Below are 24,103 nucleotides of genomic sequence, written 5' to 3' on the forward strand. Positions count from 1 at the left end.
CGCCACCAACCCCGCCAACCGTCCCTTTGCACCACCTCCTTAGCAACTGACGTTCTGGGCCGGTAGCTGGCCGGTGCTGAGGTAACCGGCGACGGTGGCCAGCAGGCAGGCGTTGCCCTGGAACGGGATCGGGGCGTGGTACTGGGCGTCCACGGTCACCAGCCGGGAGCCGCGGAAGGCCGCCAGCGTGGCGAGCGTGTTGCGGACTGGCACGACGGAGTCGCGGGTGGCCGCGGCGAACAGCATGGCGGGTGGGCGGGTGGGCGGCAGCAACACCCGGTTGTCCGCGCTGAACGGCCAGAAGGCGCACATGTTCACGTTGGCGAGGGCCGGGCCGTAGTTCGGGAACCGGGTGCCGTAGACGGTGAGGTCGCGGCGGTAGGTGTCCAGGTTGGTGGGCCAGGCGCGGTCGGCGCAGCGGTAGGCGGTGTTGACGGCGGTGTGGTTGTCGGCCGGGACGCCGGGGGTGCCGGGCAGCGCCGCGGGATAGAGCTGCAGTGGGATGGGTGGTGTCGCTCCGGCGGCGAGTGCGGCGAGGTCGGTGGCGACCACCGGGAAGAGTTGGTCGACGGAGTTGCCCAGCAGGGTCAGGTAGCCGACTTCGCCGACGGTCCAGGTGTGGCCGTCCGGCGTGGTGAGCCCGCCGGTGTTGGCGCGGTCGAACAGCGCGCGCAGCGAGCCGGCCACCTCCTCGGCCGTGCCGCCGAGGCCGAACGCGTTGCCGGCGGCGGCGAACGCGGTGAAGGCGTGGAAGCCGGCTTCGAAGCTTTCCGCGCGGTCCAGTTCGAAGGGACGCCAGATGGCGTCGGCGAACGGCGGGCTGTCGAGGACGAAGCGGTCGACACGGTGCGGGTAGAGCGCGGCGTAGGTGGCGCCGAGCAGGCCGGCGAAGGAGCCGCCGAGGTAGGAGATCTGCCGCTCGCCCAGGGCGGCCCGGACGAGGTCGAGGTCGCGGGCGGCGTTGGCGGTGGTGGCGTGTGGGAGCGCCCAGCCGGCGTGCCGGGCACAGTCGCGGGCGTACTGGCGGGCCTGCGCGGCGTGGCTGGCGAACGGGGCGAAGCCGGCGGTGCGGACCCAGTAGCCGCCGGGCTCCTCGGTGGGCTGGCCGCAGCTGATCGGGGTGCTGCGTTCGGTGAACCGGATGTCGAACCCGACGAGGTCGAAGGTGGCGCGCACGTCCGCCGGGAGGACCGGGCCCCACTGGACGGGGAGCGGAACGCCCGGGCCGCCCGGGCCGCCGCCGGTCATCAGCAGGACACCGTGGCGGCGGGCCGGATCCCTTGCCGGGAGCCGGGAAATGGCCACATCGATGGTGCGGCCGCGGGGCCGGGCATAGTCCAGCGGCACGCGGACCAGGGCACAGCGGAGATCGGGTTGGTCGATGCCGGCGCAGGCGGTCCATTCCAGCCGTTGCGGCGGCGTCGCCTCGGCGGGGCTGACCGGCGCCAGTTGCAGGATCAGGCCCGCGGTGAGCACCACCCGGGCGAGGCCACCGTTGCGCATACGGAATTCCTTTGCCGGGCGAGGGAAAGGGAAGCAACGTCACGGTGATGCCCTAGCGGGCAAGGAACGTCACGTTGCTTCCCAGGCCAGTTACAGGATGACGAGGTTTCCGTTGGTGACCGGGGTTTCGGCGGTGGTGGTGCCGGTCCAGTTCGACGAGAACAGCAACCTGTTGCCGTCGAAGAGGGTCAGACCGAACGCGTCCGGCCGGGTGTCGGTGGCGGTCAGGCGGAAGGTCAGATCGGTGGCCACCGGAACGGCGTGGAAGGGATCGGTGACGTCGATCAGGGTGGCCCGGGTGCGGAAGTCGAGGCCGCCCGGACGCGTGCTGCGCGCCCCGAACGACTCGAAGTCCGTGCCGAGGATCTGGTAGCGGTGTCCGCCGGACTGGAAGATCGCGGTGGCCAGACCCGTGGTGAACGAGCCGGTTCGGCTGTGCGCCAGGAGCAGCGCGACCTCGGCCCGGGAGCCGGGGTCGGCCGGGAAGGCGCCGCTGGACCGGGTCTCGGGCAGGGTGGCCGCGGCGATCACGATCCGGTTCTGCGCCGGGGCGACCGTGACCTGGCCGGTGCCGAGCGCGGCGTAGTTGCCGCCGACGGCGATCGTGACGTCGCGGACCCCGACCGGCAGCGTGGCCGTGCAGCTCGCCGACGCGGCGGTGGTCTCCGTGCCGAGCAGGCCGACGACGCCGGTGCACAGGGTCTGGCCGCCGGCGGTGAAGGTGACGGTGCCGGTGCGGACGTCACCGGCCGACCTGTCCGCGCCGCCGAGCACCGAGCCGTCCCGCAGCGTGGCGCGGAGCTGGACCGGCGCGTTGTCCCGGGCGAACGCCAGGGCGTCGCCGGTGTAGGTCACCTCGGCGTCCTCGGGGAGCACCCGGACGGACAGCGCGGTGGTGCTGACGATGCCGGATTCGTCCGTCACCGCAACGGAAACCGGGTAGTCACCGGGTGCCGCGGCGGTGTTCCCGGTGACCGTCCAGGTGCGCAGGCCGGGGCGGGCGTCGGGGTCCGAGGTGGCGCCGGGCGTGAGCGCCAGGCCGGCGGGCAGGCCGGTGGCGGCCGCGGCCAGGGCCGGGCCGGCGCCGTCCGGGTCGTTGGCGCCGACCGTCACCGCGGGGGTGTCGCTGTACTGCACGGTGGTCGGGCCGGAGTTGGTCAACCGCGGGGACGCCTGGATGGTCAGGTCGGCGTCGTTGAGGTCGAAGAACACGTTGCCGACCGCCTCGACCTTGATCCGCCCGTGGCTGGTGGCGAGGTCCGGCAGGGTCACGATCTCGTTGCCGTCATTGGGGGTCCGCTCCGCCAGCACGTGCGGGTAGGTCAGCCCGCCGTCCAGCGACAGGGAGATCTTCACCTCGGCCGCGTCGACCGGGGCGGCCGAGGTGCCGGCCACGTCCCAGGTCACCGGCTGCGCCGAGCCGCCGCGCAGCGCCGCCGCCGAACCCTGCGAGGTGACCAGGAACGGCCCGGCGTCCGGGGCCAGAACCACCGCGGTGTCGGCACTTCCGACGCCGCCGCCACCGAGGCGGGTGTCCCGGGCGGTGAGCCGGAAGTGCAGCGTGCGGGAGTTGTCGAGGCCGGCCCAGTCCGGGGTGGGCAGGAACTCCGAGTAGCAGTCGACCAGCGCGGGCGGCAGGGCCGTGGGCGGGGCCGGAGCGGCGGGGCAGGCGCCGCTGGCCGCGTTGGTGTTGTTGGCCGCGATCTGCGCCAGATCCGGGAACACCCGGGTCGGGTCGCCGTTCACCGCGTTCTCGCCCGGCGAGTAGTACTTCAGCGTGTCCTCGGCGCTGACGATGGCCGCGGTGCCGAACTGGCGGAACAGCGGGCCGTTGGCCTTGATGTTGTTGGTCAGCGCGGTTCCGGTCGCGCCGCCGCGGTCGGTCTGCTCCCACAGGTAGGTGACCGCGTCGTTGTCGGCGTCGGTGGCGCTCCCGGTGAGCGCGAACGGGGTGCGCACCGGGATCGTGTAGGAGGCCGGCGCGGTGACCACGGGTGCGTGGTTGGCGGTGTCGGTCACCCGGCCGCCGTTGTCCTGCGCGCCGCCCTTCACCGTCTCGCTGACGAACGCGGAGACCCCGGTGGCGTTGGTGACGCCGAGCGAGTCGAGGTTGGTGCCGGCGACCACGCCGCCGTTGAACGTGACCTGGAACCCGGTGTCGTCCAGGGTCGCGGCGCCGCCGAAGCCGGTCACCGTGACGGTCGCACCGGCCGGCCAGTTCCGGGTTCCCTCGATCGCGGCCTTGATCCCCGCGGTGGTGTAGTTGACGCCGCGCACGACCGGCGCGGACAGCTGGCCGCCGGAGAAGAAGGAGAACGCGTCGCCGTCGGTGTCGAACTCGCGCAGCGCCACGTTCTGCACCTCGTTGATCAGCGGCCGGGTGGCCGTGACGTACGCGGTGATCTCGGCGAAGCTGCGGAACGACCAGTACGGGTCGCTGTGCGGCTGCAGGTTGTCCTGCTGGCAGATGCCGGCGTAGGCCATGATCGACGTGCCGCTGCCCGGCTCGACGGAGTTGGCCGCGCTGCGGTTGCCGCCGGAGCAGTTGAGCTGCGTGCCGTTGAACGGGTGGTTGCCGCCGAACTGGTGGCCCATCTCGTGCGCCACGTAGTCCACGGCGTAGAAGTCGCCGACCGGGGTGGGCAACCCCGTGCAGCCGCGGCCCTTGGTGGCGCTGCCGACCACGCCGAGCCCGGCCACGCCGCCACCGTTGACGCCGAGGCCGATGTGCCCGATGTCGTAGCTGCTGGCGCCGACGAGCTGGCCGAGCACGAAGTTGTTGCGGGTGAGCAGACCGCCGCTGCAGCCGGCGAGCTGGGCCGCGGTGAAACAGGGCGCCGAGCCGCACGGGCCGTTCGGGCCGGTCGCCAGCGCCGGGGTGTTCAGGTTGGTCCGGTCGGTGTCGTTGATCAGCACCAGCCGGATCGCGGTCTCGTCCTCGTAGACCTGGGTGACCCGGTTGATCAGGGTGACCTTGGCGGCGGTGACGTTCTCGGCGCCGAAGAACGTGGCGTAGGACGGGTCGGTGACCAGCGCCAGCCGGTAGGTGCGCAGCTTGACCACCGGTTCGTCGATCGCCGGCGCGAGGTCCTGCACCAGCTGCTCGATCTCCTCGTTCTCCACCAGCGGTCCCGGCGAGGCCAGGTCGTGGCCGTAGTAGCTGGCGTAGAGGCTCTGGTCGAGGTGGTGGTACGGGTCGACGAACCACTGGCCGAGCTTCGAGCGGACCGAGGCGTGGAAACCGAGCGGGGTGAGGTCGGCGCGGACGGTCGCGGTCGGGTCGTCGATGCCCTTGCCCGCGTAGGTCCTGATCTCCGGGTGCGCCGCGGCGAGGCCGGGCTCCATCACCGGCGAGTCGACGAGCTGGAACCGCTGGAGCTCGCCGGACGGCGCCGGCAGCGCGAGGATCGTCTGTGCGGCAACGGATGCGCGGCTGAGCCCGGTCTGCATCAGCGGCCGGTCGAGGGTGAACGCGGCGAAGCGCGTGGTGCGGACGTCGGCCGGCTGGGCGGAACGGCTGGCGATCGTCGGGTTGTCCACCTTGGTCCACGGGTTGTCCGGGCTCGGCGCGGCGGCCGTCGGGGAGCCGGACATGAGCAGCGCGGCCGCGAGCGCCGCGACCACCAGCAGGGCATACGAGGGTCTGGCCAACGCAGGGTCTCCTTGCCAACCACGCACCGGCCCGGACGCACGGCACGTTCCACCCCGAATTCTGGCCATCGCGGACCCGCCCCATAACGGACGAAAGTAGGTCAGTGCCGGGCGCGCCCTGAACCAGATGCCCTAGTGGGATGCGGCGAATGACGCCGATACAGGGTCCGGTTGGGGCGGTGTGACAGCCCGGTCGGGCCGGCTAGTTTCTCCACACGTCATTGATGTGGAGGTCGGTGGAAAATGATTCGCAATACCATTACCCGGAATTATCTGGACATGGTCGAGCGGCTTCGTATGCCCGCCAACGAGTTGGTGGACGTGGCGCGCCGTGAGGACGTCCTCGACACCACGGTGTACCGGGGTAGATGCCTGACCCGTCCGGTGTTTCTGGACCGGGCCGAGCACGCCGAGCTGAGTACCGACCTGCTCGCCCTGCACGCGGCGCTGACCGAGCTGCCGAACCGGCTCTTCGGCGGTGATCTCGGCGCGTTCGCCCGCGCGGTGGGCATGACCGAGGGGCAGACCACGGCCATCCTGCGGACCCGGAGCGACGCGCCGACCCGGCTGGGCGCCACCGACATCTACCACGACGGCACCGCGTTCCGGTTGATGGAGCTGAACATGGGCAGCAACGTCGGCGGCCTGGACAACGCCGTGCTCAACTCGGCGTTCCTGACCCACCCGGCATTCGCGGAGTTCGCCGGCACGCACGGCCTCACCTACGTCGACACCTTCGAGGAACTGGCCCACACCCTGCTCACCGAGTGCAAGATCCCCACCGGCCAGCGTCCCTTCGTCGCCGCGGCCGACTGGCCGGCGACCTATGCCGGCCTGGAAACCCGGCTCAAGGACAGCGCCGCCCGCCTCGGCAAGCTCGGCATCGACATCGTCCCGTGCCATCTCGGCCAGCTGTCCGTCCGGGACGGTCGGGTCTGGCTGCACGACCGGCCGGTGGATCTGCTCTACCGGATCTTCCTGATCGAGGACCTGCTCGACCCGGACGCACCCGAGCTGATCGACCCGGTGCTCCGCGCCGCGGAGCGTGGCGAGATCAAGATCTTCACTCCGCTGGACGCCGAGCTCTACGGCAGCAAGGGCGCGCTCGCCATGGTCTCCGACGAGGCCAACCGCCACCTCTACACCGACGCGCAACTGGACAGCCTGGACCGGATCGTGCCGTGGACCCGCATGGTCCGGCCGGGCCCGGTCACCGTCGGCGGCGAACAGGCCGACCTGCTCGACTACGCCTGGGGCGCCCGCCAGGACCTCGTCCTCAAACCGACCACCCTGCACGGCGGGCAAGGCGTCGTCCCAGGCTGGCTGGCCGACCCCGACGAGTGGCGCCGCTCGGTCACCGCCGCCCTCGACGGCCCGTTCATCCTCCAGCACCGCATCCGTCCCGAACCCGAACCCTTCCCCGCCGAAACCGGCACCGAGCCCCTCGTCGTCAACTGGCGCGTCTTCCTCTCCGCCAACGGCTACGCCGGCGTCATCGGCCGCGGCATCGACGACCCCGACGCCGGCGTCTCCAACATCGCCAGCGGCCGCGGCGGCACCTGCTGCTTCCACGAAGCCCAAGCGTCCCTCGATCGGGGGAACCAGGACTGACTTAGATATTCTATAGTCAGTTGACATGCGACCCGAGTTCGACGGTCCAGTCGAGGTTCCGGTCCGGGCTGACCGGGTGGAACGGGAGGGACCGACGGGGCCGGTGCGGGAGCCGGCCCCTGAGGGGGGTGCGCACGTCTGGCTGGCCGATCAGGACACGCTGGTCGCGTTCATGTTGCTGCGCGGGCGCTGATGGCGCAGCGCGTCGACGAGGCGTTCGCCGCGCTGCCGTTGGGAAAGCTGGCCGAGGCGGGGCTCACCCGGGCGCGCCGGCTCGGGGCTGCCCGGGCGGCGGTGCGGGTGGAGCGGGTGCGGACCGTGGAGTCGGTGACGCACAACGGGAAACCGCGGGCCGGTCGGGACGAGACCGAGGTCGGGCTGTCGGTGCGGGTGGCCTGCGGCGGAGGCTGGGGGTTCGCGGCGGCGGGGACGCTCACCGCGGAATCCGCGGTGCGCACGGCTGAGCGCGCGGTCGCGGTGGCGGGCGCCTGCGCGGGGCTGAGCGGCCCGTTCGTCGACCAGGTCGACGAACCGGTCTACCGGGACGTGGTCTGGACATCGGATTGCACGATCAACCCGGTCGGCGTACCGGAGGCGGAGCGGGTGGCGGTGCTGGGCGACTGGAGTGCGCGGCTGCTCGGGGCGCCGGCGGTCGAGCAGGTGCTGGCCAAGGTGGTGGCCACGCAGGAGAACAAGTTCTATGCGGACCTCGCGGGGACGGTGATCACTCAGCAGCGCGTACGAATCCACCCTCAGCTGGTGGTCTCCGGGGCGCGGGCGAACTTGCGCACGGTCGGCCCGCCGGCCGCGCGGGGCTGGGAGTACCTGTCCGGTGCGGGCTGGGACTGGGAGCGTGAGCTCGCCGAGCTACCGGGACAGCTCGGCGAGAAGACCGGCGCGGCACCGGTCGAGCCGGGCGAATACGACCTGGTGCTCGACCCGTCGCACCTGTGGCTGACGATTCACGAGTCCGTCGGGCACGCGACCGAGTTGGACCGGGCGCTCGGCCACGAGATCTCCTATGCGGGCACGACGTTCGCCACGCCCGGGCGGCTCGGCACGCTCCGGTTCGGCTCGGCGCTCATGAACGTGACCGCGGACCGCACGGCTCCGCATGCGCTGGCCACGGTCGGGTTCGACGACGAGGGCGTCGCGGCGCAACGCTGGAACCTGGTCGAGGACGGGGTGCTGACCGGATTCCAGCTCGACCGGCGCACCGCCGGCGCGATCGGCGCGCCGCGGTCGACCGGGTGCGCGTTCGCCGAGTCGGCGGGCCACGTTCCGCTGCCCCGGATGCCGAACGTGTCGCTGCGGCCCCTGCCCGGCGGACCCACGACGCAGGAGCTGATCGCGGGCGTCGAGCGGGGGATCTACCTGGCCGGCTCCGGTAGCTTCTCCATCGACGCCCGGCGGAAGTTCTTTCAGTTCACCGCCCAGCGCGCCCACCGCATCCACAGAGGACGCATCACCGGCCAGGTCGGCCGGGTGGCGTACCAGGCGGGCACGACCGGGTTCTGGGGAGCGCTCGACGGGCTCGGCGGGGAGCGCACCTACCAGACGTTCGGCGCCGACCTGTGCGGGAAGGGCCAGCCGGTGCAGATCGCGGCGGCCAGCCACGGGTGCCCGAGCGCGCTGTTCCGGCGGATCCGGGTGGTCAATCCGTGAGCGGAACCGGGGCACGGTGGGCGGTGGAGCGGGCCGTCGCTGCCTGCCGGAGCGCCGAAGGCTGCGTGGCGATCGCCGACGACATCTCGTCCGCGCACCTGCGCTGGGCGGGAAACGCGTTGACCACCAACGGTTTCACCCGAACGCAGCGGCTCACCGTGATCGCCGTCGCCGGGGACGCCGCGGGCGTGGTCGCCCGGGAAGGCGGGCTGGACCGGGACTCGGTGGCGGAACTGGTCCAGGCTGCCGAGTGCGCGGCGCGGCTGGCCGGGCCGGCGCCGGACGCCGCGCCGCTGCCCACCGGCGACGGCCGCGACCCGCCGGGTTGGTCCGATCCACCCGCGGAGACAACGTTCGCGCGGCTGCACCCGTTCATCACCGGGCTGACCCACCTGTTCGACGATGCCCGGCAGCACGGCCGGGAGCTGTACGGCTATGCGGAGCAACAGGTACGCACCACGTATCTCGCGTCCACCACCGGGTTGCGGCTGCGGCACCGGCAGCCCACGGGAATCCTGGACCTCACCGCGCCGGCCGGCCACGGCACGCCGGCCTGGACCGGGTTGAGCGTGCCCGACCTGACCCAGGTGCGCATCGCGGCGCCGGACACCGGTCCGACCAGGACGGTCGACCTGCCGCCCGGCCGCTACGAGGTGCTGCTCCCACCCTCGGCGGTGGCCGACCTGATGATCCACCTGTACCGCGCCGCGGCCGCGGCGGACACGCACACGGTGTTCGGCGACGGAACCCGCCTCGGGGAGCGGCTCACCGAGGCTCCGCTGACGCTGTACGGCGACCCGCACGAGCCGGGCCTGGAGTGCGCGCCGTTCGCCATCGCCCGGTCCTTCGCCGCGGACGCCTCGGTCTTCGACAACGGAACCCCGTTGCGCCGCACCGAATGGATCACCGGCGGGGTGCTCACCTCGCTGGTGCGGACCCGGAGCACCGCGGGCGCGACCGGCCTGCCGCACACCCCGATGATCGACAACCTGGTGCTCTCCGGCCCCGGCGGCCGCACCCTGGCCGACATGATCGCCGGCACCCGGCGGGCACTGCTCCCGACCTCGCTGTGGTACCTGCGCGACGTCGAACCCCGCACGCTGCTGCTCACCGGCGTCACCCGGGACGGCGTCCTGCTGATCGAGGACGGTGAGATCACCGGCCGGGTGCCGGACTTCCGGTTCAACGAGAGCCCGGTGGCGCTGCTCGACCGGGTCACCGAAGCCGGCCGCACCGAGCGGACCCTGCCCCGGGAGTGGGGCGACTACTTCACCAGGACCGCCATGCCGCCGCTGCGGATCGCCGACTTCGCCGTCTCCGCGTTCCTTCGGTGATCCTGGAGAGACATGCCCTGAAGGCCGCCTTCAGGGCGTTGAACGTCCCCAAGGACGCCTTCAGGGCAATGCCCAGGTCAGGAGAGTGCGGCACCGTGCAGCAGCCCGCTGAGCGCGGCGAGGTGCGCCGGTGCCGTGCCGCAGCACCCGCCGGCGACCGTCAGGCCGTATTCGGAGCACCAGCCGGCGACGCGGTCGGCGAACTCGTTCGGGCCGAGCAGTGCGCGCAGGTGCCGGTCGACGTGCCCGCCCGCGGGTAGCCCGGCGCGGTCCTCGTTGTTCGGATAGGCACCCGCCGGCCCGGACCACGCCTCGCGCAGCGCCCGCAGCGCGGCCTCGGTGTGCTCCGGCGGGGTGCAGTTGACCAGCACCGCCTCGGCGCCGTCCGCGGTCACCGCCCGCACCGCGCCGGGCAGCGGCTCGCCGGACAGCAGGAGCCCGCCAGCCGCGCAGGTGAACGAGACCCAGGCCCGCCCACCGAGGCGGAGCACCTCCGCCAGCGCGATCCTGGCCTCCCGCACGGTGTTCATGGTCTCGATCAGGAACAGGTTCACCCCGGCCCGGGCGAGGCGCGTGGCCAGCCAAGCGTGCTCGGCCCGCAGCTCCTCGTCCGGCGGCACCAGGTCGGGCCGGTAGCAGTCGGCGGCCGGGCCCACCGACCCGGCGACCAGCGCATCGGGCACCCCGGCCCCGTTTCGGGCCGCGCCCGCCACCCCGACCGCCGCGTGCACCAGCCACTCCCGGCCGGCTTCGTCCAGCCTGGTCCGGCGGAGCGCCCGCACGTTGGTGCGGAACGTGTTCGCCGTGATCACCCGGGCGCCGGCGGCAAGGTACGCCTCGTGCACGGACCGCAGCAGCAGCCGGTGGGCGTCGGTGAGCAGCGCCCGGCTCGACCACCACGGCTCCCGCACCGGCAGCCCGGCGCGCTGGAGCTCGGTGGCGAGGCCGCCGTCGAGCAGCAGGGTTGTCATCGGCCGGCCTCCAGTGCGGCGGTGAGATCCTCGATCAGGTCCACCGGGTCCTCGATGCCGACCGAGAGCCGGATCAGGTCGTCGGTGATGCCGGCCGCCAGCCGCCGCGCCCGCGGCATCGGGCGGTGCGTCATCAACGCCGGGCTCTCGATCAGCGAGCGCACCCCGCCGAGGCTCACCGCGCAGGTGAACAGGCGGGTACCGGCCATCAGCTTCTCCGGGTCACCGAGGCAGCGGAACGAGATGATCGATCCGGGCCCGCTCATCTGCTTGCGCGCCAGCGGATGCTGCGGGTGCCCGGGCAGCCCGGGATAGATCACCTCGGCGACGTCGGGCGACTCCGCGAGCGCGGCGGCGATAGCCCCAGCGCTGTCCACCTGACGGGACACCCGAAGCGACAACGTCTTCACGCCGCGGTGCACCAGGAAGCAGTCCAGGCCGCCGGGCACCGCGCCGGTCAGCTCCCGGTGCCGGGTGAACGCCTCGTGCAGCGCCGCGTCCGAGTAGACCAGGGCGCCGCCGAGCACGTCGGCATGACCGGCGACGAACTTGGTGGTGCTGTACAGGCTGACGTCGGCGCCGAGCCGGAGCGGGAGCTGCAGCGCGGGACTGGCGAACGTGTTGTCCACCACGACGATCGCGCCCCGCTCGTGCGCCGGCCGGGCGGTCTCGCCCACGTCCACGATGGTGAGCAGCGGGTTGCTCGGCGTCTCCACCCACACCACCCGGACGTCCGGCGGGAACGGCCGCGGACGGGTCAGGTCCGCGTAGTCCACCCGGATCCCGTATCTGTCCATTGTGGAGAACAGGGCGTAGGTGCCACCGTAGACGCCGGCCGAGGAGACCAGCCGCTCCCCCGGCGAGAGCAGCGACAGCACGGCCGCGGCGGCCGCCTGCCCGGAGGAGAACACCGTGGCGTACCGGGCGTCCTCCAGCGAGGCGAGGCAGCGCTCCAGCGCCTCCCGGGTCGGGTTCTCCCCGCGAGCGTAGAAGTAACGCGGCGGATCCTGGGCGTACCGGTCGTAGGTGGTGGCCACATGCACAGGGGGCACCACGTCACCCGTGCCCGGTTCGGCTTCCTGTCCACTGTGGACAAGCTTGGTGTCGAACCGCACGGTCATCGGCCGACCGGAACGGCGGCCCGCAGCAGCAGAGCCTTGCTGGGCAAGGAGACAAGGCCGTCCGCCACGCGGTAGGGCAGCACGGCCGCGAGCACCGCGGCCCAGGTCTCCGGGTCGTCCACCCGGCCGAACCGGGCACGCAGTGCCTCCTGGAGACCCGGCGGAGTGGAGGCCCGGGTGAACTCGACATACCGCTCCGGTGAGTCGAGCACGAACGGCACGTCGAACGGCGTCACCGTGACGTCCTCGAAGCCCGCCGCGGCCAGCTCCGCTTCGAGGATGCCGGGATCGGCCATGCTGAACGGTCCCGGCGAGCCGGGCGGGGGCGGCGCCAGCTCCAGCCGGGCAGCAAGCACCTGGTAGCCCAGCGCCATCATCGGCACCTGCGACCACGGCCCCCACACCGCGGCGGCCAGCACACCGCCGGGCACGAGCACGTGCGCCAGCGACCGGAACGCCGCTACGTGATCCACCGCGAACATCAGCCCCCACCGGCTCAGCACGACGTCGAACGCCCCGGCGCCGAACTCCAGGGACTCGAGATCGCCGGTGCGGAACTCCACGTTGCTCACGGCACCGGCCCGGCGCCGGGCGACCGCGATCATGTCGGGGGCGAGGTCCACGCCGACCACGTACCCCGCCGGCCCGACCACCTCCGCCACGGTGAGCGCGGGCTCGCCGACCCCGGTGGCCACGTCGAGCACCCGGTGCCCGGCCCGGACCCCGCCGAGCTCGAGCAGCCGCGCCGTCACCGGTGCCCCGCCACGCTCGAACTCCTCCTGGCAGGACGACCAGCCGGCGCTGATCGCGTTCCAGTTGATCCGCTGCATGGCCTTGAACGCGATGGGATCGAACCCGGTGACGGTCATGATTGCCTTTCCCCGTCAGAGAAATCGCTCGGTCGGATGCTCGGTGGTCCAGAAGCCGGGAGTGAGCGTGCGGAGCACCCGCCGCACGAGGTCGACCTCGGCCTCGGTGTTGTAGATCGCGAACGAGAGCCGGACGGTGCCGACGACGCCGAACGTGTCGACGAACGTGTTGGCGCAGTGCACTCCGCTGCGCACGGCCACGCCGTGCCGGTCGAGGTGGCCGCCGACGTCGTACGGATGGATGCCGTCCACCACGAACGAGACGATCCCGCTGGGAGCCGCGGCGGGATCGCCGAGCACCCGAACCCGCGGCACGCTCTCCAGCGCCGCAACGGCCTGGCGCACCAGCGTTTCGTCGTGGCGCCGGATATTCGGCCAGCCGAGCCCGTCGACGTACCGGAACGCCGCGGCGAGGCCGATCGCGCCGGCGATGTGCGGGGTGCCCGCCTCCAGCCGTGCCGGCACAGGTACGTAACGCACCGGCTCGGCGAGCGTCACGCCCTTCACCGTGCCGCCGCCGACCTGGTACGGCTCCAGCCGCGCGAGCAGCTCACGCCGGCCGTAGAGCACGCCGACACCCATCGGCCCGTAGATCTTGTGTCCGGAGAAGCAGTAGAAGTCCGCCGCCAGCTCGCGGACGTCGACCGGCCAGTGCGGCACCGCCTGGGCGCCGTCGACGATCACCGGGATCCCCCGCCGGTGCGCCTGCCCGGCCATCTCCCGCACCGGGTTCACCGTGCCGAGCACATTGGACACGTGGGTGACCGCGGCCAGCTTGGTCCGCGGCCCGAGCGCGGCCGCGAACGCCTCGGGCGCCACCCGCCCGTCCGCACCGGCGGGCACGACCACCAGCTCGGCGGCGGTCGCCGCACACAGCCGGTGCCACGGCAGCAGGTTGGAGTTGTGCTCCATGCCGGTGATCACCAGCTGGTCCCCGGCGGCGAGCCGGGCGCGACCGAACGTGTCGGCCAGCAGGTTGATCGCGGCGGTGGTACCGGAGGTGAAGACCACCTCGTCGGGATGCTCGGCGTTGATCGCGCGCTGGACCTCGGCCCGGGCGCCCTCGTAGGCGTCCGTGGCGGCGTGGCTGAGCTGGTAATAGCCGCGGCCGACGTTGCTGTTGACCTCGGTGTAGTAACTCGTCAGCGCGTCGAGCACGGCCCGCGGCTTCTGCGTGGTCGCCGCATTGTCCAGGTACACCAACGGGTTTCCGCCGAACCTTCGGGTCAGGATCGGAAAGTCATGCCGGATGGCGGTGGTCCGGGTGACCGCGGTCATCTCCACGAGAAGACTATATCTTACTTAAGCAACAAGGTAGGGTGCGGTCCGGAAGGAGGGACGCCATGACATCGCCCGAGGCCGCGGCCCTCGCCCCGGTGCGCCGCTCCCTGCCCGCCCCCGCCGCGTACCTGTGCGGGCTCACCTGGGACGGCGCCCGGCTCTGGCATTCCGACCAGGACGCGAAGAAGATCTTCGCCATCGATCCGGTGACCGGCGCCGTGCTGCGGGAGCTTCGGTGCGGCTGGGTGCGGGCCGACCTGGCCTACGACGGCGCCCGGCTCTGCCAGGTCGGCGGGCGCCCGAAGCGGATCGTGCTGGTGGATCCGGAGACCGGCGAGGTCACCGGCCACAAGGAGGTGCTCCCCGCCAGCGGCCGGCTGACCGGCATCGAGCTCGGCCCGGAGGGGATGTGGCTGTGCCTGCGCGGCCCGACGGTCGTCCAACTGCGCGACTACGCCACGATGACGCTCCTCCGGGAATACCGGACCGCGGGCGGGTCGCCGTCCGGGCTCACCGTCGCCGGCGGCTTCATCATCTACGGCGACTTCGACGATGCCGTGCTCCGCGCGCTCCACCCGGGCACCGGCGAGATCGTCGGCACGGTCACCGTTCCCGGCCGCCCGACCGGACTCACCTGGGCCGGCCAGCACCTGTGGTACTGCGACTTCCCGGCCCGCCGCCTCCGCGCCCTCGACCTCGACACCGTACTCGCCGGCCAACCGGGATGAGCGCGATCACGGTGCTTGCCGGACCCGCGTGCCGGCGCCGAAGAGGCCGCGCATGAGTTGCGGTCTGGCGGCTTCCTGGAAGTCGAGGTCGGGGTCGAGCGCCCGGATCGTGCCCTCGATCACCAGCAGGGACAGCAGCGGGAAGATCAGTTCAGGGGCGGCGTGAATGCCGAACCTGCGTTGCAGGTCGAACATCTCGGTGGCGAACGCGATCAGGCTGAACTCCCTGGCGGGTTGGCCGTGGCTGCGCTCGACGAGGTCCGCCATGCGCACGGTGAAGCCTTCGAGGTCGGCGCCGTCCGCCACGCTCGCGGAGCTGCGGATCACGATCTCGGCGGCATGCCGGCCGCGGCCTATCGCCATGTTCATGAAGAACTCCGCGAACAACCGGCGCAGGCGCTCGGAGAGCTGCACACTGAATCCGGCGTCGAGCACGACGACCTGCGCGCCCGCGGTGAAGTACAGGTTGCCCGGATGCATGTCGCAGTGCACGAACCCGTCCACGAACAGCATCTGGTACATGGCAGCCAGGCCCGAGGCCGCGAACCGCCGGCGGGCAACCGGTGAGCAGCGGTCGGCGGTGTCCGTCGCGAGGCCCGGGATGAACTCCATGACCACGCACCGGGGCCGGCAGGCCTCGGGATACACCTTGGGCACCCACACCCGAGGCACCTCGGCGAGGTTCTTCCGCAGCCGCCGCAGGTTGTCGGCCTCCCGCTCGAAGTCGAGCTGGCCGAGGATCGCCTCCGCCATACTGGCGACGACCTCGCGCACCGGAACCCCGCGCAACCCCGGCAACAGTGCCACGAGCCCGGCGCCCGCGCGAATCAGGGCCAGGTCCCGTGCCATGATCCGCTCGATGCCCGGCCGGCGCAGCTTGACCGCCACCTCCTGGCCGGTGCGCAGCCGGCCCCGGTAGACCGACGCCACGCTCCCGCTCGCGACCGGCGCCGGCTCCAGCTCGGCGAAGATCTCGGCGGCGTCCGCGCCGTAGGCCTCGTCCAGCGCGCGGGCGGTCTGCCGGGGGCGGAGCGGCCGGACCGCGTCCTGGAGCACCGACAGCTCGTCGCACAGGGCGGGCGGCAGCACGTCGCGGCGGGTGCCGAGCACCTGCCCGCCCTTCACGAACGCCGGACCGAGCATCATCAGCACGGCGACCAGGCGCCGGTAGACGAGCCGCTGCCCCGCCGCGCGCCCGTGCGTCACGGCCCGGAACAGTCCACAGAGGATGGCGGGCACGAGGACCGCCGCGACGGTCCCCACCACCCGAACGGCGCGCGCGGCCAGCGAGCACCCGGTATGCGACCCCATCGAGCACCGCCTCAACTCACTACATAAAAGTATCTCAATCAGTCCTCGCTCGCCACGGCTGCCGATGCCTCGATCGGCACATGATCTTTTAGTGATCTCGTTGCCCGACAGTGTCGATCTGGCTATATTCGAATCAATTATCTGGCACGCGGCCGGACGGACGTGTGCGGGACGGGGCGTATTCGCTTCGTGGCGAAACGGGAGGCGCGAAATGCGCGTTCTCTTCATGCCGGCCCCGGCAGCTGGGCACGCGTTTCCGTTGGTCCCGCTGGCTTGGGCATTCCGCGCCGCCGGGCACGACGTCACGTTCGTCACCGGCGGGGACGCCCTGGCCGTCGGGCAGGCGGGCCTGCCGGTCGTCGACACACTGCCCGGCCGGCACCCGGGCCCGGACCCGCTCACGGCGCTCGTCCGCGACGTCGATGCGCACCTCACACTCGCTGAGCGGCTCCGCCCCGAACTGGTGGTCTGCGACTCGACCTTCGCCGTGGGCCCGGCGGTCGCGGCGGCGCTGGGCGTCCCGATGGTGGGGCACGGCCTCGGCCTGTCCCGGTGGCCGACAGAGCTGCCGGAGGGCATCCCGGCCATCGACGTCGCGCCGCCGAGCCTGGTCGAGGGCCCACCGCCGGCCCTGACCATGCGGTACGTGCCGTACCACGGCGGCGGTGTGCTCCCCGAGTGGCTGCTCAGGCCCGCGAACCGGCCGCGCATCGCGGTCACCTCGGAACCCACCGACGGTGCGCGGCATTTCTCCCACGACATCAGGCGGATCGCGGCCGCCACCGGGGACCTGGAGTACGTGGTCACGCTCGGCGAGGAGGCACTCGGCGACCTGCCACCCAATGTCCGCGCCGCGAGCCCGGTGCCGCTCAACTCACTGCTGCGCACCTGCGCCGCGGCGATCCACCACGGCGCCGACGGCCCGATCATGACCTGCTGCGCGCTGGGTGTCGTCCAACTGGCCGTGCCGATCTCACCGGAAGGACTGGCCAACGCCGAGTTGCTCCAGGAACGCGGCCTGGCGCACGTGCTGGACTCCGAGGCGCAACTGGACCCGGCGGCCATGTATCGCCTGCTCGCCGACGACAAGTTGCGCCTGGTCGCGGCAGAGGTCAAGGCGGAGATGGCCGCGCTGCCGCCACCGGGCGACCTCGTGCCCCAACTCGTCCTCGAGCTCTAGAACGCGGATGCCCTGAAGGCGGCTTTCAGGGCATTGAGCGTCCCGAAGGCCGCCTTCAGGGCATGTGGTCACCCCACGGGCGTGTCGTCGTGGCTGCCCTTGCCCCGGTCACCACCGTTCTCGGGGTTGTCCGCCGGACCGGACCTGTGGCTGCCGGACACACCCTTGCCACGGTCACCACCGTTTCCAGGGTTGTCCGCCGGACCGGACTTATGGCTGCCGGACACACCCGATCCCCGGTCACCACCGTTTCCAGGGTTGTCCGCCGGGCCGGTCCTGCCCGAACCCGAGGAGACGGAGCCGGTCCCCCGGTCACCACCATTTCCGGGGTTGTCAGCCGCGCCAGACCGCCCCGACCCTGAAGGAGCCGACCGCGCACCCCGATCACCGCCGTTCTCGGGGTTGTCAGCCGGACCAACCTTGTGACCACCCTTTCCCCGATCACCACCGTTCTCCGGGTTATCAGCCGGACCCGACTTCGCGGACCGCTGCGGCGGTGTGGGAGCGGCGGGTTCGGGCTTGGTCTCGTCGACACCGGTGGACGGGGATGGTTGGGGGTTCGGCGGCGTCGGAATGGCCGGCTTCTGGATGGGCTTCGCGGGGGGCACCGGGGTGCCGGGAACACCATCGATGGGTAGCGGGCCACCGGTCCAGTTGATCCTGTTTGGCTGCGGGGCGGGATCGTTGTGCTGGGGGGCGGGCGTGAACCGTTGGGGTTGGGCGGGTGGCCGGGTGCGGGTGGGCGCGGGCGGCCGGGCGGGGTCCTGGGTCACGCGGTTCGTCGGGTAGGGCGCCGGGCCGTGGTGGGGGGCGGCCGGGTGCAGGCCGGTGACCTTCGCGACGGCGCCGGCGATCGCGTCGGCCATCGCGGTCTGGCCGGCGGCGTTGGGGTGCATGGCCTCGTCCCGGTCGACCAGGCCGAACTGCGGGCCGAGATCGTGCAGGTACGGGTCGTCGGTGTAGACCTCGTGGCCGGTGAAGGCGTGCGCGTTGTCCGCGACGGTGGCGCCGGTGAGCCGCCCGGCGATGCGGATGGCCTCGTTGAGGCTCCGGACGATCTCCCGGTAGGAGGCGAGCTCGTTCTCGCCGATCGGGCTGAACGTGCTGGTGGCGTTGGGATCCGCCACCTCCGGATAGGTGGTGATCACGATCTGGGCGTGCGGCATGGCGGCCTTGGCGTCCAGGATGGCGCGGACCAGCTCGCCGGTCACAGTCCGCTGCTGGCCGGGCGGGCGGGCGGCGTCGGCCCGGTAGTCCGCACCGGACAACCCGGTGTTGAGCTGCCCGGCCCGCAGCTCGGCGAGCCGGCCGGCCACCACCGCGCCGCCGTTGTCGTACACACCGTCCTCGATCAGGCCGACGAACCCGATGTCGTTGCCGCCGAACCCCATGATCGCGACGTCGGCACCGGGGTCGACGCCCTCCAGTTGCGGACGGTTCAGCGGCACGTCCCCGTACCAGTGCTCCTCCACCTGCGGCTGGTACAGGTTGTCGATCGTCGCCCCGGACGAGCTGTTGTTCTGCACGGTGATCTCGAGCCCCGGGTTGGCCGCCTCCAGCCGGGCGAGCGCCTGCAGAAACCCGGCGTTGCGCGACTGGCGGTGCGTCCCGGCCCGGTACTGACCGGCGCCGAGCCCGGTGAAATACGAATCGCCGAGAGCCACCACCCGCATCTCACGTTTCTGCACCTGCGTCGCCGGTGCCGGCGGCGCGGCAGGTGCGGCCGGAGCCGCGGGCGCGGCGGGTGCGGCCGACTCGGGCTGCGCCGCGGCCGGTGCTGCGAACACCGCCGCCAGCAGTGCCGTGCCGCTGGCCAAGGTGCCCGCCCGGATCAAGGCCGTGGTGAGCCAGCCATAGTCCTCGTTCTCGTGCCCTCGCATGATTTCTCCCTGGGATTCGGGTCGCAACCCGACCCTAGGAAGATCACGGCCTGGACGGTGAAATCCGTTCGTACCTCAATCACAGTTCGTCAATGCGCACCAGGCCGTCCTGCAGGGCGCGGGCCACGAGGGCGGCCTTGGTGGGGGCGTCGCGGCCGACGCCGGCGTACTTGGCGCGGACCCGGGTGAGGTAGGTGTTCACCGTGGAGACCTTGATGTTGAGCGCGTCGGCTACGCCTTTCTTGGATTCGCAGTGGAACCATTCGCGCAGAACGTTGATCTCCTGTTCGGAGAGCCGGGGCCGGTGCGGGTTGGTGTCGGCGCCGAGCGCACCGGCCAGCGCGGGCGGCGTGTACGGGCGGTTCGCGGCCGCCGCGTGAATGGCCGCGACCAGGTGAGACTCGCTCTCGGCCTTGGTCAGGTAGCTGAACGCGCCGATGTCCAGGCAGGTCAGCGCGGTCTCCTGATCGTCGCGCATGGTGCTCACCACGACCCGGCGGCCGGCGTCGACCAGCCGCTTGAGGTCGCCGTAGGCCGGGCCGGAGAGATCCAGCTGCAGGTCGAGCACGACCACGTCGGCCCCGGCGCCGGGGCCGACCCAGGCGGTCGCGACCGTCGGGCCGGAGTCGAGGACGGTGATCGGCGGGTCGGCGAGCGCGCACCACGCCCGCACCCCGGCCACCACAACGGGATGGTCGTCCACCACCACCGCCGTGATCATGCCGGCCGCCAGGTCGCCTTGATCCAGACACGGTCGCCGTCGACCCTTGTCGACATGTCCACCTCCGGGGACGAGAACGGCGCCACGAACTCGACGGGAGCGTCGGCGACGACGCTCACCGTGACCGCCTCGGGGCTGCCGATCACGGTCAGCCGGGCCGTGCTGGCCGCGGTCGCGAGCGCGGCGAGGGCGGGCCCGGTCAGCGCCCGCCGCACTGCGTCCGGAACGTCGGGCTTGACCCCGCGCTCGGCGAACTGCACCGCGATCCCGTTGCGCTCGGCCAGTTCCACGCACGCCCGCAGCTCGTGCGAGAGCGGATCGTCGGGGTCGGTGGCGAACAGCCGGCGCAACCGGGCCGCCTCCACCGCGCACGCCCGGCGGACCGCGGGCTCACCGGGATCCGCGGTGCCGCCGGCCAACCCGGCCAGCAGTGGCGCGGTGGTCCCGGCCAGCTCGGCACAGCGGGCGGCGCGATCCCGGTGCACCAGGTCGGCCACGGCCCGGGCGGTGCGCAGCATTTCCTGCTGGTGCGCACTCGCCGCGGCGGTCACCGCCACCGGACGCAGCGCCGCGGCGACGATTCCGACCGACACCTGGTAGCCCAGCACGATCACGGTTGCGTTCACCACGTCCGCCAGCGCGATCGCGGCCGCACCGCTGAGGGCGAAGATCATCAAGTACTGCGCGGCCAGCAGCCCGACCAGGACGGCGAACCGGGAGTCGAGGAGCACCAGCACGATCGTCCAGGCCGCGTCCCCCTCCGACCAGTGTGCGAAACCGAGGCGCAGCCCGCCGGGCACGGACACGGTGCCGAGGATCGACGCCGCGAACACCGCCGCGACCAGCGGCCAGCGAACCACGCCGAGCGGGCGCCGCCGCCACAGGTACCCGGCGACGACCAGGCTGACCCCGGTCAGCGTCCCCAGGGTCACCAGCTGCGCCCACAGCGGCCGGTAGTTCTCCTTGCTACTCAACAACCTCGGAAGGTCAAGTCCATAAAGGATGATCAGGTTCATGGCCAGGACCGACCAGCGCAGCGCCTGGAAGACGTTCGTGCTGATGGTCTCGACGTCCGCGCCGCCGGCGTCCGGCGCGATCAGCGTGCGCACGAGACGCACCCGGGTTCCGTGGCCCGGGCGGCTGATCACCTCCGCCCGCCCGCCGGCCCGGGCCATCCGCTCGACGATCGACCGGGTCACGCCGTAACGGTGCCCCTTGACGTGCAGCGGATCGAACCCGGCGCCCTGGTCGGCGACCTCCACGGTGACGGTGTCCTCGTTGCGGCACAGCGAGATCACCGCCTCGCCGACGCCGGCGTGGCGCACCACGTTGGTCAGCGCCTCGCGCACCCCGTGCGCCAGCGTGGCCGCCTCGACCGCGGGCACGATCACCGGGTCCGGCGCGTCCCACCGCACGGTCAGCGGGATGCTCCGGGCCACCTCCCGGAGGTGCGCGACCAGATCGACGTCTCCGCTCGCCGTCCGGTAACGCCCGTTGACCACCTCCAGGTCCCGGGCCGCCTGCTCGGCGAGCCAATGTCCACACGGGACACCGGAGGCGACCATGAGCAGCGTCGCCGACGCGGTGTCGTGCAGCGCCGCCAGGTACTCCCGCTCGTCGTCCCGGCGCGCCTCGGCCACCGCCGCGTCCCGCCGGGCCCGCTCCCCCCGGGCGACCGCCGCGTCGGCACTCCGCGCCCCGTGCCGCACCAGCAGGTACAGCGCCCGGGACAGCGCGGCCTCGATCACCAGCCACAACTGCACCGGCGCGACCTCCAGCCAGCCGTGCGGGTCGGCGATCGCCGCGCCGGTCAGGTACGCCGCCATCACGATCACCGTCGCTGCCGCGTGCCCGGCCAGGCTCAGCTGCCAGGCGTAGGCGATGACCGTGATCCCGGCGACCCCGATGATCCAGGTGACGCCGGCGGGCGGCTCGCGGGCCGGCACCGTCCACACCTGGGACAGGCACACCGCGCCCAGCACGGCGACGTCGGCCGGCACCAGCCACCGCCCGCGCCGGGCGAACCGGTAGGCGTACCAAGCACTCCAGGCGTTCACCCCGGCCGCCGCGACCACCATGGCGGCCGGCACCGGCGCCGACTCCAGGATCAGCGGCGCGAGCGTGGACACCAGCACGACGACCATGCGCACGCCCAGGGAGTACCGGATCCCGGTCCGCAGCAACTCCCGCTCCGCGCTGCCCACGGGACATAAGATGCTATGTCCCATGCGCGCTGTAAAGTCGGTGAGCGTGCCGGCCGACGAAACCCATCCACGGCGCCGGAGACGGTTGGCGGCAGCCGACGTCCGGGAGCGGATGCTCGCCGCGGCCCGGGAGATCGTGTCCAAGACCGGGGTGACCGTGCGGGTGGAGGACCTGAGCCTGGAACAGGTCATCCAGCACGCCCGGGTCCCGCGCAGTTCGGTGTACCGGATCTGGCCGTACAAGGAGGAGTTCCTCGACGACCTGCTCTGCCACCTCGCCGGCCCGGACTGGCTGGGCGGCACGGTCTTCGACGAGCAGACCATCGAAACCGTCACCGAGGTCGTCACCGCCAACCGGCACCGGCTCAGCACCGCGGCCGGCCGGCGCGCCGTGCTGTGCGAGACCGTCCGCCTGGGCGTGCTGCGCAACCTCCAGGCCGTCACCACATCCCGGGAACGCCAGATCTTCACCGCGCTCGTCGTCACGCTCGACTCGATCCGCGGCGACCGCGCGCGGCAGCGCATCCAGACCGCGCTGGAACGCACCGAGACCGACCTGATCGGCCGGATGAGCGAGTTCTACCGCCAGCTCTGCGCCACCCTCGGCCTGCGGCCCCGCCACGCCGAATACACCTTCCCGCACCTCGCCGCCGCCGGTGCCGCCCTCGTCGAAGGCTTCGCCCTGCGCGCCCGGATCACCCGCGAAGCCACCGGGTCACCGGCAGAAGCTCCACAATGGACAATCCAGGACGTCGTCGAGAACCCGCTGCCCGGACCGGGACTCGACGGGCAGCCGGCTGACTGGAGCCCGGCCGCGATCGCGTTCCTGGGTCTCGTCGACACCTACCTCGAACCCGACCCGGGCTTCCGCGCCCCCGTCGAAACGCCCTAGGCCGAAGTTACGAATGATCAACTGCATGCACATCAGGTTTGAGCTGGGCGGACGATCTCGAGCGGCGGTCGGGATTCTGGCTACCTGACCACGAGCCGCCGGCCGAGAGGTGCGAAGGTGATGCGACGAAAGCGTCCTTGGTCACCCTGGGCGTGACAAAGGACGCATTCGCCACACTCGGTCCAATTCATGTTGCGGTCTGGCTGGGAGCCTGCCAGGTCACCGGCGCCGAGTTCGAAGAGGTGATCAACCTGTGCCGGATCCGGATCGTCCCGGTCGACGGTGTGGGGCCGGGCATGGCCTTTCGGCTGATGGACTACACCGACCAGCCTGCATGCGGCCATGTGCGCTACCTGACCGGCAGCGTGTTCCTCGACCGACCTGACACCCTCGCCCTCTACCGCGCTCACCTGGGCTGGCTCGACCAGCACGCCTGGCAACCCGACCAATCCCACGACACCCTGCAGACCTGGGCCACCCGCTACGCCGTGCCCGACACCATCCCCAACGCCTCCCACATCGCAGTCCTGAATGGACAGGAAGAGATCGCCCGATGAACGACATGGGGTACAGGCGAGATCGGCACCGGACAGGCGGTGCGTCGTGAGCTACGCGCCGGGCGTGGGCGTGGATACCTCGATCGTTCTGGGGGTCGGCCACAAGGGAGCCGATCGACCTGTCGGTCAACCGCGCCGACCGCGTCGCCCACCTGGTTGCTCTACCCTGCCAAACAAGCACGCCGCTGGCTGAGAGAAATAGATCAACTGCGCCGTTCGTCACACGGCTGACCCGTGGGAACACGAGCTGCACGAGATGATCACCGAAGCCGACCGAGCCGGCTTCCTGGTGCACAGCTACCAGATCGACACGACAGGCCGTTGGCGCTGTGCGCGGATTGCCGGACCGGACAGCACACGCGGTCCGAAGTGGACGTGTCGCCGCTCGAGACGGTCACTCTGCACTGGTTCGTGCGAGTACGGCCAGTGCCCGCAGCCGTGCCGGACGCGGAACGTGGGCGTGAACCAACGCATCGACGGCACACCCAGCACCGGCTCGGAGACGAAGCGATGCAGTCGGCACCGGCGCCTGTATGGGCTGCCCGTGCTGCCGCCGCCCGTGGCGAGGTTGTGCGTGCCGCCGCCAAGCGTGTTACGAACCGAGGGGCCGACATCGGGTCCGGA

General features: G+C 72.0%; 18 protein-coding genes. 8 read left to right on the plus strand and 10 right to left on the minus strand.

Annotation, left to right across the window (positions count from 1 at the left end):
• Window positions 1-39 precede the first annotated feature (39 nt).
• Both VGR06_RS00950 and VGR06_RS00955 read right to left on the minus strand, forming a co-directional pair.
• Window positions 40-1,503, minus strand: coding sequence for an alpha/beta fold hydrolase (locus tag VGR06_RS00950; RefSeq protein ID WP_327556981.1), 1,464 nt, complete (start codon window positions 1,501-1,503; stop codon window positions 40-42).
• 90 nt (window positions 1,504-1,593) lie between these two features.
• Complete coding sequence (locus VGR06_RS00955; protein ID WP_327556982.1) at window positions 1,594-5,154, minus strand: M12 family metallo-peptidase; 3,561 nt, start codon at window positions 5,152-5,154, stop codon at window positions 1,594-1,596.
• Window positions 5,155-5,433: 279 nt separating this feature from the next.
• Between VGR06_RS00955 and VGR06_RS00960 the strand changes: the two genes are divergently transcribed.
• Genes VGR06_RS00960 through VGR06_RS00975 form a run of 4 tightly spaced genes read left to right on the plus strand, consistent with a single transcriptional unit; the run spans window position 5,434 to window position 9,764 of the window.
• A complete protein-coding gene (locus VGR06_RS00960; protein WP_327556983.1) occupies window positions 5,434-6,765 on the plus strand; it encodes a hypothetical protein in 1,332 nt (443 codons plus the stop codon).
• Window positions 6,766-6,790: 25 nt separating this feature from the next.
• Window positions 6,791-6,958, plus strand: a complete 168-nt coding sequence (locus VGR06_RS00965; protein ID WP_327556984.1) for a hypothetical protein — start codon at window positions 6,791-6,793, stop codon at window positions 6,956-6,958.
• Window positions 6,958-8,430 (plus strand): TldD/PmbA family protein, encoded by a 1,473-nt coding sequence (locus VGR06_RS00970; RefSeq protein ID WP_327556985.1) that lies wholly within the window; start codon window positions 6,958-6,960, stop codon window positions 8,428-8,430. The genes VGR06_RS00965 and VGR06_RS00970 overlap by 1 nt, the downstream gene beginning before the upstream one ends.
• Complete coding sequence (locus tag VGR06_RS00975) at window positions 8,427-9,764, plus strand: metallopeptidase TldD-related protein (protein WP_327556986.1); 1,338 nt, start codon at window positions 8,427-8,429, stop codon at window positions 9,762-9,764. Before VGR06_RS00970 ends, VGR06_RS00975 begins: the two co-directional genes overlap by 4 nt.
• Window positions 9,765-9,841: 77 nt before the next feature.
• On the opposite strand, the gene VGR06_RS00980 is transcribed toward VGR06_RS00975, so the two are convergent.
• Genes VGR06_RS00980 through VGR06_RS00995 form a run of 4 tightly spaced genes read right to left on the minus strand, consistent with a single transcriptional unit; the run spans window position 9,842 to window position 14,003 of the window.
• Window positions 9,842-10,735 carry a homocysteine S-methyltransferase family protein gene (locus VGR06_RS00980; protein ID WP_327556987.1) on the minus strand — a complete coding sequence of 298 codons (894 nt, stop codon included), beginning with the start codon at window positions 10,733-10,735 and terminating at the stop codon, window positions 9,842-9,844.
• Window positions 10,732-11,856: a PLP-dependent aspartate aminotransferase family protein gene (locus tag VGR06_RS00985; protein ID WP_327556988.1), complete on the minus strand. Its 1,125-nt coding sequence runs from the start codon at window positions 11,854-11,856 to the stop codon at window positions 10,732-10,734. Before VGR06_RS00985 ends, VGR06_RS00980 begins: the two co-directional genes overlap by 4 nt.
• The gene (locus tag VGR06_RS00990) at window positions 11,853-12,725 is read right to left on the minus strand and encodes a class I SAM-dependent methyltransferase (protein ID WP_327556989.1); all 873 of its coding nucleotides are present in this window, start codon (window positions 12,723-12,725) and stop codon (window positions 11,853-11,855) included. Before VGR06_RS00990 ends, VGR06_RS00985 begins: the two co-directional genes overlap by 4 nt.
• 15 nt (window positions 12,726-12,740) lie before the next feature.
• A complete protein-coding gene (locus VGR06_RS00995) occupies window positions 12,741-14,003 on the minus strand; it encodes a cysteine desulfurase (RefSeq protein ID WP_327557017.1) in 1,263 nt (420 codons plus the stop codon).
• Window positions 14,004-14,068: 65 nt separating this feature from the next.
• Here VGR06_RS00995 and VGR06_RS01000 point away from each other — a divergent pair, with 65 nt between their 5' ends.
• Window positions 14,069-14,734 (plus strand): hypothetical protein, encoded by a 666-nt coding sequence (locus VGR06_RS01000; protein WP_327556990.1) that lies wholly within the window; start codon window positions 14,069-14,071, stop codon window positions 14,732-14,734.
• Window positions 14,735-14,740: 6 nt separating this feature from the next.
• On the opposite strand, the gene VGR06_RS01005 is transcribed toward VGR06_RS01000, so the two are convergent.
• Entirely contained in the window at window positions 14,741-16,045 is a 1,305-nt protein-coding gene (locus VGR06_RS01005) for an ABC1 kinase family protein (protein WP_327556991.1), read from the minus strand.
• 211 nt (window positions 16,046-16,256) lie between these two features.
• Between VGR06_RS01005 and VGR06_RS01010 the strand changes: the two genes are divergently transcribed.
• Window positions 16,257-17,225 carry a glycosyltransferase gene (locus tag VGR06_RS01010; RefSeq protein ID WP_327556992.1) on the plus strand — a complete coding sequence of 323 codons (969 nt, stop codon included), beginning with the start codon at window positions 16,257-16,259 and terminating at the stop codon, window positions 17,223-17,225.
• Window positions 17,226-17,293: 68 nt separating this feature from the next.
• On the opposite strand, the gene VGR06_RS01015 is transcribed toward VGR06_RS01010, so the two are convergent.
• From VGR06_RS01015 to VGR06_RS01025, 3 genes are all read right to left on the minus strand, one after another.
• The gene (locus VGR06_RS01015; RefSeq protein ID WP_327556993.1) at window positions 17,294-19,105 is read right to left on the minus strand and encodes a GDSL-type esterase/lipase family protein; all 1,812 of its coding nucleotides are present in this window, start codon (window positions 19,103-19,105) and stop codon (window positions 17,294-17,296) included.
• Between the two features lie 79 nt (window positions 19,106-19,184).
• A complete protein-coding gene (locus VGR06_RS01020; protein ID WP_327556994.1) occupies window positions 19,185-19,826 on the minus strand; it encodes a DNA-binding response regulator in 642 nt (213 codons plus the stop codon).
• The gene (locus VGR06_RS01025; protein WP_327556995.1) at window positions 19,823-22,030 is read right to left on the minus strand and encodes a sensor histidine kinase; all 2,208 of its coding nucleotides are present in this window, start codon (window positions 22,028-22,030) and stop codon (window positions 19,823-19,825) included. The genes VGR06_RS01020 and VGR06_RS01025 overlap by 4 nt, the downstream gene beginning before the upstream one ends.
• A 22-nt stretch (window positions 22,031-22,052) precedes the next feature.
• On the opposite strand from VGR06_RS01025, the gene VGR06_RS01030 reads away from it, so the two are divergent.
• Both VGR06_RS01030 and VGR06_RS01035 read left to right on the plus strand, forming a co-directional pair.
• Window positions 22,053-22,922, plus strand: a complete 870-nt coding sequence (locus tag VGR06_RS01030; RefSeq protein ID WP_327556996.1) for a hypothetical protein — start codon at window positions 22,053-22,055, stop codon at window positions 22,920-22,922.
• Window positions 22,923-23,074: 152 nt separating this feature from the next.
• On the plus strand, window positions 23,075-23,479 hold the full coding sequence (locus VGR06_RS01035; RefSeq protein WP_327556997.1) for a Scr1 family TA system antitoxin-like transcriptional regulator: 405 nt from the start codon (window positions 23,075-23,077) through the stop codon (window positions 23,477-23,479).
• The last annotated feature ends 624 nt before the right edge of the window (window positions 23,480-24,103 follow it).

This window comes from Actinophytocola sp. (assembly GCF_036002505.1).
Lineage (GTDB): Bacteria > Actinomycetota > Actinomycetes > Mycobacteriales > Pseudonocardiaceae > DASYTH01.

Bases quoted from the DNA above. Each gene is read 5' to 3' on its own strand.
- VGR06_RS01000 (WP_327556990.1), top strand. From the start codon at position 14,069: ATGACATCGCCCGAGGCCGCGGCCCTCGCCCCGGTGCGCCGCTCCCTG.
- VGR06_RS00995 (WP_327557017.1), bottom strand. From the start codon at position 14,003: ATGACCGCGGTCACCCGGACCACCGCCATCCGGCATGACTTTCCGATC.
- VGR06_RS01010 (WP_327556992.1), top strand. From the start codon at position 16,257: ATGCGCGTTCTCTTCATGCCGGCCCCGGCAGCTGGGCACGCGTTTCCG.
- VGR06_RS01020 (WP_327556994.1), bottom strand. From the start codon at position 19,826: ATGATCACGGCGGTGGTGGTGGACGACCATCCCGTTGTGGTGGCCGGG.
- VGR06_RS01030 (WP_327556996.1), top strand. From the start codon at position 22,053: ATGCGCGCTGTAAAGTCGGTGAGCGTGCCGGCCGACGAAACCCATCCA.
- VGR06_RS00965 (WP_327556984.1), top strand. From the start codon at position 6,791: ATGCGACCCGAGTTCGACGGTCCAGTCGAGGTTCCGGTCCGGGCTGAC.
- VGR06_RS00990 (WP_327556989.1), bottom strand. From the start codon at position 12,725: ATGACCGTCACCGGGTTCGATCCCATCGCGTTCAAGGCCATGCAGCGG.
- VGR06_RS00960 (WP_327556983.1), top strand. From the start codon at position 5,434: ATGGTCGAGCGGCTTCGTATGCCCGCCAACGAGTTGGTGGACGTGGCG.
- VGR06_RS01005 (WP_327556991.1), bottom strand. From the start codon at position 16,045: ATGGGGTCGCATACCGGGTGCTCGCTGGCCGCGCGCGCCGTTCGGGTG.
- VGR06_RS00980 (WP_327556987.1), bottom strand. From the start codon at position 10,735: ATGACAACCCTGCTGCTCGACGGCGGCCTCGCCACCGAGCTCCAGCGC.
- VGR06_RS00950 (WP_327556981.1), bottom strand. From the start codon at position 1,503: ATGCGCAACGGTGGCCTCGCCCGGGTGGTGCTCACCGCGGGCCTGATC.
- VGR06_RS00985 (WP_327556988.1), bottom strand. From the start codon at position 11,856: ATGACCGTGCGGTTCGACACCAAGCTTGTCCACAGTGGACAGGAAGCC.
- VGR06_RS00970 (WP_327556985.1), top strand. From the start codon at position 6,958: ATGGCGCAGCGCGTCGACGAGGCGTTCGCCGCGCTGCCGTTGGGAAAG.
- VGR06_RS01015 (WP_327556993.1), bottom strand. From the start codon at position 19,105: ATGCGAGGGCACGAGAACGAGGACTATGGCTGGCTCACCACGGCCTTG.